At 35.5% G+C, this 13,908-nt stretch carries 15 protein-coding genes and 1 riboswitch; of the genes, 12 read left to right on the forward strand and 3 right to left on the reverse strand.

Annotated features, from left to right (window positions below; all coding sequences use genetic code 11):
- Positions 1 to 7 precede the first annotated feature (7 nt).
- From citE to G7082_RS08895, 7 genes are all read left to right on the forward strand, one after another.
- Positions 8 to 910: a citrate (pro-3S)-lyase subunit beta gene (gene citE, locus G7082_RS08865; protein ID WP_166036052.1), complete on the forward strand. Its 903-nt coding sequence runs from the start codon at positions 8 to 10 to the stop codon at positions 908 to 910.
- Positions 903 to 2,441: a citrate lyase subunit alpha gene (gene citF, locus G7082_RS08870; RefSeq protein ID WP_420825009.1), complete on the forward strand. Its 1,539-nt coding sequence runs from the start codon at positions 903 to 905 to the stop codon at positions 2,439 to 2,441. The genes citE and citF overlap by 8 nt, the downstream gene beginning before the upstream one ends.
- A 10-nt stretch (positions 2,442 to 2,451) precedes the next feature.
- Positions 2,452 to 2,988 carry a citrate lyase holo-[acyl-carrier protein] synthase gene (citX, locus tag G7082_RS08875; protein ID WP_166034744.1) on the forward strand — a complete coding sequence of 179 codons (537 nt, stop codon included), beginning with the start codon at positions 2,452 to 2,454 and terminating at the stop codon, positions 2,986 to 2,988.
- 2 nt (positions 2,989 to 2,990) lie between these two features.
- On the forward strand, positions 2,991 to 3,854 hold the full coding sequence (gene citG, locus G7082_RS08880; RefSeq protein ID WP_166034745.1) for a triphosphoribosyl-dephospho-CoA synthase CitG: 864 nt from the start codon (positions 2,991 to 2,993) through the stop codon (positions 3,852 to 3,854).
- Between the two features lie 137 nt (positions 3,855 to 3,991).
- Entirely contained in the window at positions 3,992 to 4,141 is a 150-nt protein-coding gene (locus tag G7082_RS08885) for a DUF3953 domain-containing protein (RefSeq protein ID WP_166034746.1), read from the forward strand.
- A 182-nt stretch (positions 4,142 to 4,323) separates the two neighbouring features.
- On the forward strand, positions 4,324 to 5,301 hold the full coding sequence (locus G7082_RS08890) for an NADPH:quinone reductase (RefSeq protein WP_166034747.1): 978 nt from the start codon (positions 4,324 to 4,326) through the stop codon (positions 5,299 to 5,301).
- 3 nt (positions 5,302 to 5,304) lie between these two features.
- A complete protein-coding gene (locus G7082_RS08895; RefSeq protein ID WP_166034748.1) occupies positions 5,305 to 5,628 on the forward strand; it encodes a hypothetical protein in 324 nt (107 codons plus the stop codon).
- A gap of 51 nt (positions 5,629 to 5,679) precedes the next feature.
- Here the strand turns inward: G7082_RS08895 and G7082_RS08900 are convergent, their stop codons facing one another.
- From G7082_RS08900 to G7082_RS08910, 3 genes are all read right to left on the reverse strand, one after another.
- Positions 5,680 to 7,419, reverse strand: coding sequence for an ABC transporter ATP-binding protein (locus tag G7082_RS08900; protein WP_166034749.1), 1,740 nt, complete (start codon positions 7,417 to 7,419; stop codon positions 5,680 to 5,682).
- A gap of 138 nt (positions 7,420 to 7,557) precedes the next feature.
- Positions 7,558 to 8,112: a BMC domain-containing protein gene (locus G7082_RS08905; protein ID WP_166034750.1), complete on the reverse strand. Its 555-nt coding sequence runs from the start codon at positions 8,110 to 8,112 to the stop codon at positions 7,558 to 7,560.
- A gap of 2 nt (positions 8,113 to 8,114) precedes the next feature.
- Positions 8,115 to 9,467, reverse strand: coding sequence for a 4Fe-4S dicluster domain-containing protein (locus tag G7082_RS08910; RefSeq protein ID WP_166034751.1), 1,353 nt, complete (start codon positions 9,465 to 9,467; stop codon positions 8,115 to 8,117).
- A 300-nt stretch (positions 9,468 to 9,767) separates the two neighbouring features.
- Between G7082_RS08910 and G7082_RS08915 the strand changes: the two genes are divergently transcribed.
- The 5 genes from G7082_RS08915 to G7082_RS08935 all read left to right on the forward strand — a co-directional run bounded on the left by G7082_RS08915 (position 9,768) and on the right by G7082_RS08935 (position 13,859).
- A complete protein-coding gene (locus G7082_RS08915; protein ID WP_238842723.1) occupies positions 9,768 to 10,865 on the forward strand; it encodes an oxidoreductase in 1,098 nt (365 codons plus the stop codon).
- Positions 10,866 to 10,890: 25 nt separating this feature from the next.
- On the forward strand, positions 10,891 to 11,235 hold the full coding sequence (locus tag G7082_RS08920; RefSeq protein WP_166034753.1) for a BMC domain-containing protein: 345 nt from the start codon (positions 10,891 to 10,893) through the stop codon (positions 11,233 to 11,235).
- 18 nt (positions 11,236 to 11,253) lie between these two features.
- Positions 11,254 to 11,697 (forward strand): EutP/PduV family microcompartment system protein, encoded by a 444-nt coding sequence (locus G7082_RS08925; protein ID WP_166034754.1) that lies wholly within the window; start codon positions 11,254 to 11,256, stop codon positions 11,695 to 11,697.
- Positions 11,697 to 12,260, forward strand: a complete 564-nt coding sequence (locus tag G7082_RS08930) for a cob(I)yrinic acid a,c-diamide adenosyltransferase (RefSeq protein ID WP_166034755.1) — start codon at positions 11,697 to 11,699, stop codon at positions 12,258 to 12,260. The genes G7082_RS08925 and G7082_RS08930 overlap by 1 nt, the downstream gene beginning before the upstream one ends.
- A gap of 66 nt (positions 12,261 to 12,326) precedes the next feature.
- A riboswitch (adenosylcobalamin (AdoCbl) riboswitch) is annotated at positions 12,327 to 12,475 on the forward strand.
- 271 nt (positions 12,476 to 12,746) lie between these two features.
- On the forward strand, positions 12,747 to 13,859 hold the full coding sequence (locus tag G7082_RS08935) for a 1-propanol dehydrogenase PduQ (RefSeq protein ID WP_166034756.1): 1,113 nt from the start codon (positions 12,747 to 12,749) through the stop codon (positions 13,857 to 13,859).
- Positions 13,860 to 13,908 lie beyond the last annotated feature (49 nt).

Consider the following 13,908-nt stretch of genomic DNA (forward strand, 5'->3'; position numbering starts at 1 on the left):
AATGAAAATGAAAGAACGTTTAAGAAGAACAATGATGTTTGTTCCGGGAAATAATCCAGCTATGATTAAAGATGCAGGTATTTACGGGGCAGATTCAATTATGTTCGATTTAGAAGATGCGGTTGCTATGACTGAAAAAGATGCAGCTAGAATGTTAGTTTATCAAGCTATTCAAACAGTTGATTATGGTAATACTGAAGTAGTTGTAAGGATTAATGATTTACATTCTGAATTTGGTCGTGCTGATATTTTTGCCGTTGTTAAAGCTGGTGTAGATGTGATTCGTTTGCCAAAAACTGAGTATCCAGAAGATGTCATTGAAGTCGATGAGGTCATTCAAGAAGCGGAAGAACATTTTGGCATTCCAGTAGGAACAACTCTTATGATGGCTGCGATTGAGGGTGCGGCTGGTGTACTGAATGCTCCTGCGATTGCTAAAGCTTCTGATCGATTAATTGGTATTGCGATTGGTGCCGAAGATTATGTAACGAATATGAAAACAAAACGTTATCCAGATGGAAAAGAATTGTTCTTTGCTCGTAGTATGATTGTTCATGCAGCTCGTGCGGCAGGAATTTCCGCTTTTGATACGGTATATTCTAATGTTGATAATACAGAAGGATTCTTAAATGAAGTTAAATTGATTCATCAATTAGGTTTTGACGGAAAATCATGTATAAATCCTAGACAAATTCCATTAGTTAATAGCGTGTATCAACCAACAACAAAAGAAATAGAAAATGCGTTGAATGTGGTTGCTGCTATTGAAGAAGCAAAAGCAAAAGGTTCAGGCGTTATTTCATTAAATGGAAAAATGATTGATAAACCAATTGTAGAGAGAGCTGAGAGAGTCATTCGATTAGCAAAAGCGTCTAACTTAATGGATGAGGAGGGAAATATTTATGAGTAGAGAGCTACCCAAAGATATCTTAAAAAAATATGAAACAACCTTTAGTACTGTGGAGCTTCCTTCAGTTGAAGTGAATCGTGTGGCACCGAAAGTAACAACTGTCACAAATAAAATGGAAAAAGTTCTTCCTACTATCAAAGAAGCAGTTGAAAAAACAGGTTTAAAAGATGGTATGACGATTTCTTTCCATCATCATTTGAGAGAAGGAGACTTTGTTTTTAATCAAGTGATGGCTGTTATTAAAGAGATGGGAATTAAAGATTTAACCTTAGCACCAAGTTCTTTAACAAACGTTATGAATGAGATGGTTATTGAGTGTATTAAAGCAGGAATAGTTTCTCACATCACAAGTAGTGGAATGCGTGGCAGTTTAGGTGAGTTTATCTCACGTGGTGGTATGGAGAATCCAGTTATTTTACGTTCTCATGGGAATCGACCTCGTGCCATTGAATCAGGCGAAATTAAAATAGATGTTGCCTTTTTAGGTGTTCCAACAACTGATAATTATGGAAATGCGAATGCTGTTTACGGGAAATCTGTTTTTGGTTCTTTAGGCTATGCCAAAGTTGATGCACAGTACGCAGATAAAGTCGTTTTAATCACGGATAACTTAGTTCCTTATCCTAATACACCAATCAGTATCCCGCAAACACAAGTAGATTATATTGTGGAAGTTGATGCCATTGGTAATCCAGATAAAATTGGTGCTGGAGCAACTCGTTTTACCAAAGATCCAAAAGAATTGAAAATTGCTGAGACAGTGAAAGATGTTATTGTTAACTCACCTTATTTTAAAGAAGGATTTTCATTCCAAACGGGAACGGGTGGGGCAGCTTTAGCCGTGACTCGTTATTTAAAAGAAGAAATGAAAGCTAAAGACATTAAGGCGTCATTTGCTTTAGGTGGTATCACGAAACCAACTGTGGAATTACTAGAAGAAGGTTTGGTTGCTAAAGTATTAGATGTTCAAGATTTTGATAAAGGTGCAGCAGAGGGAATGGCACAATTTGAAAATCAACAAGAAATTGATGCGTCATTTTATGCAGGTCCTCATAATAAGGGGGCAGTTGTTAATCAACTAGATGTAGTTATTTTATCTGCTTTAGAGATTGATACTCAGTTCAATGTGAATGTTATGACTGGATCAGATGGTGTTTTAAGAGGAGCTATCGGAGGACATCAAGATGCAGCAACTGCTAAGTTAACGATTATTTCAGCACCTCTTGTTCGTGGTAGAATACCAACAGTTGTTAAAGATGTGACAACTTTAATTACACCAGGATCAAGTATTGATGTTCTTGTTACAGAAATTGGTATTGCGATTAATCCGTTACGTCAAGATTTAGTAGATATCTTTAAAAATATTAAACGTATTCCTGTATTTACAATCGAAGAGTTACAACAACGCGCTGAAAAAATTGTGGGTGTTCCAGAACCTTTGCAGTTTACAAATCGTGTGGTTGCTTGTATCGAATATCGTGATGGCTCACTATTAGATGTTGTGAAAGAAATTAAACCTTATAAAGAATAGGAGAATTTAGATGATATTTGGATCAGGTGTAGAACAAACAGTGGAAGACATGCTAAGACATAGGGAACAACGAATGATGTTCCAAAAGAAATTGTTAAACGATAATGAAGAAGTAACCCTTATTTCTTATACCATGAATATACCTGGTCCAATTAAAAATAATTCAGCTATTTTTGAAATGTTTAATTATGGTTTTGGACTGATAGAACAAGCATTAAAAAACGAAAAGGTTGAGATTATTTATCAAAAAATAATTCAGCTACCAAGTGGAAATGACGGATTTTTTCTAGTGAAAGAACTACCTATTCCGGTAAAAGAGTTAACAATGAAATTAGAGGAACAAAGTGAATTTGGTCGTTTACTAGATATTGATATTTTGTCTATAGAACAGGAAGAATTAATTCAAGTAAGTCGATCACACTTTAAGGAAAATCCGAGAAAATGCTTATTGTGTTCCGCTGATGCCAAAAATTGTGCGAGAAGTCGAAAGCATTCTGTGGAAGAATTACAAATTAAAATAAATGAAATTTATGAAAGGATGACGTAAAGGTGGAACAAGCGGTAAAAAAAATAGCTCAGCAAGCTCAATTAGGGTTATTGTACGAAGTATCTTGTTTTCCTAAACCCGGTTTAGTTGATCCAATTGATTCAGGTTCTCATAATGATATGGATTATTTTACCTTTTTGGAAAGTAGTGTTGTTTTGTTACCTTTCTTTGAAGAATTCATTCAAGTAGGGTATGAGTTGAAATATCTGCCAATTACTGAAACTTTCAAAAAAATTAGAAAAATTGGTGTTTTAGCAGAGAATGAAATGCTTCATGTGACGCAAAATGTGAACACGCATAAAGGAGTTATTTTTTCATTAGGTATTTTCTTAACGATTTGTGGTAGGTTAGAAGTTTGGAAAAATGATGTTAGTTTAAAGCAATTCCAAATGGAAATAAAAGAGATGACATGTGATTTGTTAAATGATTTTGAAAACTTACCTAATGATAAAAGTGAGTTAACTTTTGGAGAAAAATTGTTTGTGGAACATGGAATGACTGGGATTCGAGGCGAAGCTCAATCTGGTTATCCAAGTGTGTTTGACTATGGCTTAACTTTCTATGATAAGTATCAAGGTAAAAATAATGAACAATTAATTGATACGTTGATGTTTTTATCACTTCATGTAGAAGATACTAACTTGATTAAACGGAGTCAGAGTATTTCAGTATTTGAATCGTACCGAGAAATGGCAAATAATTTTCTTGAGTTAGGCGGTTACTCGACTGAGTCAGGGCTGAACTATCTAAATAAATTAAATAGGCTGTTAAAAGAAAAAAATTGGAGCTTAGGTGGAAGTGCGGATACTTTGATATTGGTTGTTTTTGTTTCGAAATTAGTGAAGTTAGGATATTTGAAAAAGTAAGTTAAATGTGTACGAAAGTAACTATTTGTAAGTTTTTTTGGATAATCATTAAATTTAACACAAATTTAAAAATAAACCGTCCAAACTTACTAAGTTCTTAACCTTTAATTGATATACTCAAATAAAGGAGGGATAGTATGGGATTTTGGGTAATGATTTCTTTACTATTTTTAGGTTTACTTTTATTTTCTATTGGAAATAAAAAGGCTAAGCGATTTAGTGTATTTTTTAAATTGAGTGGTAGTATTTGCTTGTTAGTAGCTATCTGGCTAGGATTTCCTAAATAAGGTTCAATTCTTTTTTTATAAAATTAAAGGTGATTAGATGTAATTACAGAATCTAATCGCTTTTTACTATACTTTTATATATATATTAAACCTAAAATCAAAAACAAACCAATTGTTATCTTTCCACATTTTACCCCCGTTAGTATATAATAATCCTATCAAACAAAAAAAGGATGGATGACATGAAAGGTATTTTAGTTTCAGAATTTGGTAGTAGTGATGTTTTAAATTATACAGAATTACAAAGCGTACCAGTTGGGGACGACGAGGTAAGAATATCTTTAAAAGCAGTGGGAATTAATCCTGTTGAAACCTATATCCGTCAAGGAACATACAGTCTTTTACCAGAATTACCATACACACCAGGCAAAGATGGTGCTGGAATTATCGAAGAAATTGGTAAAAACGTTACAGAATTTAATGTAGGAGATCGAGTTTTTGTCTCAGTTGGAGGAAACAAGGGTCGTGGTACTTATGCAGAAGAAATAATTTGTAACACGGAATTTATCTATCCATTACCAGATAATTTAAACTTTGAAGAAGGCGCAGCCCTTGGAACAGCTGGAATGACGGCTGTTCATGCCCTTCATCAAAAAGGAAAAATTAAACCTGGTGATTATGTGTTAATTCACGGTGCAACGGGTGGTGTGGGGAATTTAGCTGTACAATTAGCTAAGTTACATGGTGCTATTGTTATTGCCACAGCGGGTAGCATTGAAGGGATGACCATGCTAGAAAAATTAGGAGCTGATTTCGTTCTTAACCATCGTGAAGAAAATTATCTAACTGTGATTGATGACATCACAAAAAATCACGGTATTGATGTGATTATTGAGATGTTAGCTAATGTTAATTTAGGTAAAGATTTAGAAGTCATGGCGTTAAATGGTCGAGTAGTGATTGTTGGAAATCGTGGTGAGGTGACGATTAACCCGCGCTTGATGATGACCAAAGACGTTCAGGTGATGGGATTTATTTCAGCAAACATGACACAAACAGAACGAAAAGAAAACAGCCATCAATTGGTTGCAGCTTTAAAATCAGGGGTTAGACCAGTCATTGAGCAGATTTTCTCCCTTGAAGATGCTCATAAAGCGCAAGATTTTATGATGAGTGAACGCAAAACCTTAGGTAAAATTGTGCTGAAAGTGGGGGAATAATCCATGAAAGATAGTTTATTAAAAGAACTCCAACAGCATGTGGCGTCTGAAAAAACGTATCTTGGCGATGGGTATTACCGAATTAGAGAAAAATCTGAGAAAGAAGTGGAGTTAGCTTTTCTTTTGATGGACCCTTGTGGTGGTAGTGTCGTAAATCCGCAAATCACCTTAGTGAAGGCTAAAGATAATTGGGAACCGGTAAAACTAATTGATTTAGGAATTAGCCCAACTGAAATGTATGAGGTGAGTGAAGAAACAGCTGAAAAACTTAAAGCTAGGTTGGATGAATTAGTTGGAAAATTTCAAGGCGCGATTAGCTCTAATTAATATAAGATAAAAAATCAGAAAGCGGGAAATTGCCACGCTTTCTGATTTTTTTTATTTAAATTGAGCATCATAGAGTGCTCGATATTTACCTGATTTATTCAACAATTCAGTATGAGTACCAGTTTCAACAATCCGCCCATCTTCCATTACGATAATCTGATCAGATTTTTGAATCGTGGAAAGACGGTGAGCAATCACTAAAGAAGTTCTGTGGCTTAATAATGAATCCAGAGAAGCTTGAATGTAGCGCTCTGATTCATTGTCTAAAGAAGCGGTTGCCTCATCTAAAATCAAAAGCGGGGCATTTTTTAAGAAGGTTCTGGCGATGGCGATTCGTTGTTTTTGTCCACCAGAAAGTTTTATTCCACGTTCTCCAACTTCGGTTTGAAGGTTATCTGGCAGAGAGTTAACAAAATCTGCTAATTTTGCTGCATGAACAGCATTTTCAATCTCAGATTCTGTTTTTCCTTCTGATCCATATAAAATATTTTCTAAAATAGTCCCATCAATTAACTCAATATCCTGCGTAACTAAACTAATATGTTGTCTCAAAGAAGTCAGAGTATAGTCTTCTATGGGATGATGATCAATCAAAATCTGGCCGCTTGTCACGTCATACAAACGTTCAAGGAGTTTCGTAATCGTTGTCTTTCCAGAACCAGACACGCCAACCAAAGCAGTCATTTTACCTTGCTCTATTTCAAAAGAAATATCTTTTAATATCGGTTGTCCGTTTGAATAGCTGAAATTAACGTGATCAAAAACAATACTTTCTTTAATTTCAGATAGATGTAAGGGGACTTTACGATCAATGACAGTTGGCTGAACCTCGTAGAGTTCAACGATTCTGTTGTAAGACACCACAGCTTGTTGAAAGCGACTCACCATTTGAGTGAACGAACGAATCGGTGTTTGTAGCATTTTTAGATAAGCCAGATAAGCAACTAATTCACCAATTGTTTGTCTGCCTTGGGTAATAGAAAATCCTGAATAAAGCAAAACAATCGCCATGCCAAGATAGTTAACTAGATCAATACTTGGAGCAAAAATTGTTTGATAAGACATGGCTTCAATGTAATTGGCTTTATTTTTATTGTTTAATTCTTCAAAAGTTTGGCTCTCATTTTTTTCATTGACGAAGGTTTTAATTAATAAAATAGAGGTCAAACTATTTTGTAAATGGTTATTGATTTCAGATGTAGAACTTCTGACTTTTCGAAAAGCTTGTTTAATGTGTTTACTGAAGAACAGATTTAGTAAGTAAAGCAGCGGAAAGGTAAGCGTGATTAACAATGTTAGGGTGACATCCTGAAACAACATAAAACCATAGATAAAAATAAAGGTGAAGAGGTTCGAGACTAATTTCAAACTTTGAGGCGAAATTAAATCTTGGAGGGTCTTCACATCACTTGTTAAACGTGTCATCAAATCTCCTGTTTTGGCATTTTCAAAAAATGAAAAATCTAAACCTAATAAATGTTGATATAAATCATTTCGTAATTGTGTAATCATGTTTTGACTTAAACGACTCATCATCATGGTGGAAAGATAGGTGAGGGCGCTTAAGAAAGAAGCACAAACAAGCAGCAACATCACTTGAGTAAAAATAAGAGACATGGATTTTTCTGGAATAGCGTGATCAATGATTTTTTGTGTAATTTGAGGAATGTTGAATTCAAAAAAGGAGATGCCTAGTAATAAAATGAAACTAATAAAAAGCTTCTTTTTTTCGTTTTTTAAAGAATGTCCTAAAAAATGTAACATGTCTAAAATATTGTCGTTTTTATTCAAAAAAATCCCTCCTATTCCTCTTTAAATATTCTTAAGACAACCATATTCTCGTTTGCTTGAAAAGTCAATTTAATGAGAAAAAAAGTACACTTCTAAAGTTAGTTTTATAATCTAACTTTAGAAGTGTACTAAGTCTATTTAAAACACCAAGCTATGAATTAACTCTTTTCTAGGATTAGGTAAGACAATGTGATTAATAATCATGGCTTCATCTTTAGCGCCTTCAATCCCAGCTTCAACGGCGGCTTTAACTGCATCTACGTCACCAGTTAGAACAACAAAAGATTTACCTGCAATACCAGTTGCGAGTTGTAAACTAATTAAATCAACATTAGCTGCCTTAACTGCAAAATCAGCGGCGATAATTGAACCAGCAGCGGAGTAATATTCAATGGCACCAATGGCTTTCGTATTTTCAGGTACATGAGTCATGTTAATCGCTCGAATGACTTGTGGATCAATTCGCGGAATGATGAGTTTTCCTACAACGTGCATGCCACCGATTCTAGCACCTTCTTCAATGGATTGACTAATTGAATCCACTCGTCCAGAAATTAAAATGTAATATTTTCCAGGACAGCTAGCTTTTGCCGAAATTAATTCGCAATCTGCCGCTTTTAGCATATAATCAACTGCTTCAATTCCTTTAGCAATACTGTTTAATTCTAAAAATCCTAATGTATCAATTGCCATAATTAAGCCACATCCTTTTTAATTTGAATTAATGAATCACTCACGCAGATGACTTCACCAGAAATACTGGCGTGAATCGGTGCGCCTAGTTTACCTTCATCCATATCAGCAATTAACTGACCCTTTTCAACACGGTCGCCTTTTTTGACTACTGGTTGGCAAGGAGCCCCAATGTGCATTTTTAACGGAATAAAAACTTCATCAGGTTCAAAAGTAATCAATTGACTTAAATCATTATTCACATATTTTTCTAAGCCCATTTTAAGAAGAATATTTTTAGGCGGTGTTTTTTGATACTCTCGCATAGGTTGTGGAATTAACTCTTCTCCGTTGTACTCATAGCGAATGCCTTTTTCAGCTAAACGCTGTTTCACGTAAATATTAACTTGTCTTGGAGATAAAGACATAGGACAAGCAATGACTTCACAAATACCACATTCACAACAAAGAATGGCTTGTTTCCAAATAGGGTCATCATCAATGTCATTTGGCACATCACTTGTTGCGAGATGTCGCATGACTTGGTGAGGATGTAAAGGAATCCCAATTTGGAAACGAGGACACAGTTGAGTACATAAACGACACTGAATACAAGCGGCTTTTGCTTGGGTAATGATTTGACTCATTTGGCGCTCATGTAGTGAATAGAGATATTCTTTTTCTTCTAGAATAATAATTCCAGAGGTTGTTTTTGTGACGACTTGATCATGAAAATTGTTATGATTGCCAATTTTCCCCATCATTGGTCCACCATTTAAAAAGATAAACTGTTTTAAAGGTGTGCCACCAGCTAGTTCTAAACAAGTTGAAAAAGACGTGCCAATTGGGACAAGAATCATGGTTGGTTTGTTCACTTCACCTGTTACGGTAATTAATTTTTGAGTCACAGGCGTTTCGTGCTCCATCGCTTCATAAATATTTAGCATGGTGGTAATGTTTGAAACAATACAGCCAACTTGTAAAGGAATGCCAGTTGGTGGAACAGTTCGTCCAGTCACTTCAAAGACCATCACTTGTTCGTCCCCTGCAGGATAAAAATTCTCCATTTTGTGAATCGTAATCGGGGCATTTTGTTCTTTGATTGCGGCTTCTAGGCAGGCAATCTCTTCATGGTAATAATCTTTTGTTGCAATCACAATGTGTTCACATTCCACAGTTTTTCCAACTGCTGTGATTGCCTTAATGCACTCACTGGCAAAATGTTTCATCACATAGTGGTCAGTTTTTAAGAGAGGCTCGCATTCAGCAGCATTGATGATGAGATACTCAGCTTTAGCATTTAATTTTTTGGATGTTGGAAAGCCAGCGCCACCAGCACCGACAATTCCTGATTTGTGAATTTTTTCTAATAGCATTTAATCACCTACAATTATTTATTTTTTAATGTAGAGGTCGTTGTCACGTTCAATTGTAAGCTCTTAACTTTTTTAAATCAATCATAATTAACAAAAATGTTTATAAATGAAAACGATTATCAGTCTCGTCTTGTGAAAAAAGTATAAGCTAGACGGACTATTTAAATTTTGCTATAATGTGGAACGAGTCAATAATTCAAATTAAATAAAGGACTTACACAGTGGTGAGTTCAACTTGCAAAGGCGCAAAAAGATTAAGTTCTTTTTGCGTCTTTTTTTATAAATGGAGGGATGAAGTTGATGAAAGCTAAAGAGATTTTTCAGTTACCGTCAGGGGTTACGTTGAAAAACAGGTTAATTTTTGCGCCGATTTCAACCATGGAAGACCCGCTTGATGGAAAGATGACATCAGATGAACTCAATTTTTTTAAATTAAGAACGGGGGCTGTTGGGGCAATTGTTGTGGGCTCTGCCTATGTTTCCCCAGATGGTCGAGGATATGGTAACAATATAAGTATCACTCATGACAGGTACATAGATAGTTTGAGTCAAGTGGCTTCAACCATTCAACAAGATAATACCAAAGCTTTCTTACAAATTTATCATGCTGGAGCTAATGCTAAATCAAAAAAATGGTGTGTGAGCTGTGAATCTCAAAATATCGTTGAAGAAAAAGACTATCAAGAATTATCAACAGCAGAAATTGAAAGAATAATCAAGGATTACCAAGAGGCAGTTTTAAGAGCTATTAAAGCTGGTTTTGATGGTGTTGAGTTACACATGGCGAATTCTTATTTACCAAACCAATTTATGATGCCAAGTTGGAATGTAAGGCAGGACGAGTGGGGTGGATCAAGAGAAAGACGTTTAAATTTTGCTAAACGCATCATTGAATCATCTTTAGAAGTTATCAAACAACATGCCAAAACTCCTTTTGCTTTAGGAATTCGATTTTCACTTGAAGATACGATGCTACTGGAGGATAATGAAAGAGATCAATCGTTCAAAGAATCACTAATGATTTTAAAAGAACTAGATAACATGACTCTCGATTATGTTCATGTCACTAGTTCGGATATATTAAGCAAAAAAGAATTAGAAGGTTATTCATTTGAACTACTAGATATTTTAAAACAAGTGCTACTAAAAACACCTTTAATCGGTTCAGGTAATTTACTTCAAGCTGAATCAGTAGAAAAAACCTTAGAGAAAACTGAATTAGCCTCTGCTTGTCGACCCTTTATTTTTCAACCAGATTGGGCACAATGCATTCTAAATCAAGAAGAAGTGGTGTTACCGAATAATCAGTTAACAGGTGAGATGAGGCAAACATATCAAATTCCAAGAAATTTATGGCGAGGCATTTTAGAAGCGTCAGATTGGTACTTATACAGATAAATTAAAAGAAGAAGAGGAAATAATTATGTCAGATAAAACAAGAGTGATACAAGAATCAGTTCCAGGGCGTCAGATAACCATTGCCCACGTGATTGCTAGTCCAGATAAGAGAGTCTATGAAAAAATTGGCTTGTTTGATTGTGAAAAAGAAGCCTTAGGTATTCTAACCATTACACCAGGTGAAGCAGCGATTGTGGCGGCGGATGTGGCTTCAAAAGCAGCAGCAGTAACAGTTGCTTTTATGGACCGATTTAGTGGAACGGTTGTCTTAGCAGGGGACGTCACAGCGGTTGAAGCAAGTATTGAAATGGTGAACAGCACTTTAAATGAATTGTTACAAATTCAAAGTGCGCCTGTTACAAAATCATAAAAAGCAAGTGGGATGAAAATGAAAAAAATTATGTTTATAGGTGCAGTTGGCACAGGGAAAACAACACTAACACAGAGACTTCAAGGTTTGGATATTACTTACCAAAAAACGCAAGCTATCGAATCAAGTCAATATATTGTGGATACACCAGGAGAATTTGTACAACGTCGTCAATTTTACAGTGCCCTTCAAGTGACATCCAGTGGGGTCGATTGTATTGGTATTCTGCAATGTGTGGACGAAAAATTCAATACTTTTCCACCAGGATTTGGCTCAATGTTTTCAAAACCGGTGATAGGGATTATTACTAAGATGGATAAAACAGATGATCCCGAACTGATTAAGAAGGCTGAACAATCGTTAAGAAGTTCAGGTGCAAGAGAAATTTTTAAAGTCTCATCGATTGAGGATGATGGCATCAAAGAATTATTAGCCTATTTAGAGTATGAGGAGGAAGCGTAATGGCAAAAATATACACTAAAACCGGAGACAAAGGCGAAACAAGTATTATTGGCGGTGAAAAAGTCGCTAAATGTTCTAATCGTGTGGAAAGTTATGGAACAATTGACGAACTTAATTCTTTTATTGGAATCATTGTTAGTCATATGAAAAATAGTCAAGATGTAAAAAAAGACTTGGCTGAAATCCAACAAATTTTATTTGATTGTGGGACAGATATGGCAACGCCCAATAGCACCAAAGGGTATCGTACAGCAGAAACTTCAACAAAGTGGCTAGAAGAGTGTATTGATAAATATTTAATCTCACCACCACCCATTACGGAGTTTATCATCCCTGGCGGTGATCCTGTTGCAAGTGAACTGCATTTTGCGAGAACCATTGCTAGAAGAGCTGAACGGATTGTGGTAGCCACTAGTTTAGAAGCTGAAATTAACGCAGAAGTATTGAAATTTTTAAATCGGTTATCAGATTATTTCTTTGCAGCAGCAAGGCTCATTAACTACCGTGAAAACCGTCCAGACGTTAGCTATCGTAGAAATAGTCAGGTTTTTTATAACGATTAATGAATCGTTTTCATTTTTTACTTTAAAAGTGTTGTCATACACAAAGTAATATGTTAATATCGACACATAGATTGAAAAATTTAATTATTTAGATGGAACTTTGGTGAAATTCCAAGACGGTCCCGCCACTGTAATAAGCAGATTGCTTTAAGTCAGGTCTTTCTAATAAATTAAACTTGGTACTTACTGTTCCGTGGTAGATCAGTGGGAGTTAGGAAACCAAAACGTAACGTTTTCTGACATTTAGCCGCTTGTTTTATTACAGTGCGTACCATATTCGATACTGATAAAAACACAACGATTCGTGTTTTAATAAAGCAATAGGCAAATGGAGAGACTTACTACTTGGTAGGTTGTAGCACAAAGGGGTGCTATCCTTGCCTTTTTTGTTTTCTAATTAATATAATAGTTGGCAATGACGCTACCGAAAGAACCTTTTTGATAAGGGTATTTTTGGTGGCTTTTTTTATTATCGGAGGTGGAAAAGTGAAACAAATTAAATTTAGTACAGAAATTTACATGGGAAGTGATGCATTAAGTTTCTTAGGCACATTTGAAAATGAACGCATTTGTATTGTGACAGATAAGTTCATGGTCGAATCAGGAATGATTGATTATGTGATAAGTGAAATTAATGATTCCAATGCGTATGAAGCGTTTATGGATATCGTCCCAGATCCAACCATTGAAAATGTTGTTAGTGGTGTGGAGAAATTAGCTGAGTTTAAACCAACACAAATCATCGGTTTTGGTGGAGGGTCAGCCATTGATGCGTCAAAAGCAATCAAATTAATGGGCGTTGAACTTGGACTAATTGAAGCAGCGAAGTTAATCATTATTCCAACAACAAGTGGAACAGGTTCTGAGGTTACTAACTTTTCAGTAATTACTAATAAAAAGGAAAATTTAAAATACCCATTAGTGGATGACCGATTACAACCAGAAGTGGCAATTTTAGATCCACGATTGGTTAAATCAGTTCCTCCTGTTATTACGGCAGACACAGGGATGGATGTTTTAACTCATGCTTTAGAAGCTTATGTTTCAACAGAAGCAACAGTTTTCTCAGATGCCTTGGCAGAAAAAGCTGTGGAGTTAATCTTTAACTATTTGGAAAGAGCTTATAAAAATGGTGAAGACATGGAAGCAAGAGAGCAAGTTCACTACGCTTCATGTTTAGCAGGTCTTGCTTTTAACCAAGCGTCACTGGGATTATGTCATGGTATTGCGCATACGATTGGTGGTAAATTACATTTAGCTCACGGTCGAATTAACGGCGTGTTACTTCCTTCAATTGTTCAATACAATGGAAATGAAAGTCAACGAGCGTTAGAGCGTTATGCTTTACTCGCTAAGAAACAAGGTCTTTCTAATTCTCGAGGTAAAATGGGTGTTAGAAACTTGATTAACGAAATAACTAGTCTAAGATCAAAACTGAACATGCCAAGTAACTTTATCGAAGCTGGACTAACAAAAGAAGATGTGGCACCTTTTATCAGTCAAATCAGTGAACAAGCACTACTTGATCCAACAACGAAGACTAACCCAAAAGCACCAACAGTGGAAGATGTTAGAAAAATTGTGACAAATTTATTTTGATTATAGAGTGATGACAAGGGTATAATACTTTTATAGTAAATAAAAGTGG

It is taken from the genome of Vagococcus hydrophili (assembly GCF_011304195.1).
Lineage (GTDB): Bacteria > Bacillota > Bacilli > Lactobacillales > Vagococcaceae > Vagococcus > Vagococcus hydrophili.

Coding starts and splice junctions, on each gene's coding strand:
- citE (WP_166036052.1), top strand. CDS start 8: ATGAAAGAACGTTTAAGAAGAACAATGATGTTTGTTCCGGGAAATAAT.
- citF (WP_420825009.1), top strand. CDS start 903: ATGAGTAGAGAGCTACCCAAAGATATCTTAAAAAAATATGAAACAACC.
- citX (WP_166034744.1), top strand. CDS start 2,452: ATGATATTTGGATCAGGTGTAGAACAAACAGTGGAAGACATGCTAAGA.
- G7082_RS08885 (WP_166034746.1), top strand. CDS start 3,992: ATGGGATTTTGGGTAATGATTTCTTTACTATTTTTAGGTTTACTTTTA.
- G7082_RS08890 (WP_166034747.1), top strand. CDS start 4,324: ATGAAAGGTATTTTAGTTTCAGAATTTGGTAGTAGTGATGTTTTAAAT.
- G7082_RS08895 (WP_166034748.1), top strand. CDS start 5,305: ATGAAAGATAGTTTATTAAAAGAACTCCAACAGCATGTGGCGTCTGAA.
- G7082_RS08905 (WP_166034750.1), bottom strand. CDS start 8,112: ATGGCAATTGATACATTAGGATTTTTAGAATTAAACAGTATTGCTAAA.
- G7082_RS08910 (WP_166034751.1), bottom strand. CDS start 9,467: ATGCTATTAGAAAAAATTCACAAATCAGGAATTGTCGGTGCTGGTGGC.
- G7082_RS08915 (WP_238842723.1), top strand. CDS start 9,768: ATGAAAGCTAAAGAGATTTTTCAGTTACCGTCAGGGGTTACGTTGAAA.
- G7082_RS08920 (WP_166034753.1), top strand. CDS start 10,891: ATGTCAGATAAAACAAGAGTGATACAAGAATCAGTTCCAGGGCGTCAG.
- G7082_RS08925 (WP_166034754.1), top strand. CDS start 11,254: ATGAAAAAAATTATGTTTATAGGTGCAGTTGGCACAGGGAAAACAACA.
- G7082_RS08930 (WP_166034755.1), top strand. CDS start 11,697: ATGGCAAAAATATACACTAAAACCGGAGACAAAGGCGAAACAAGTATT.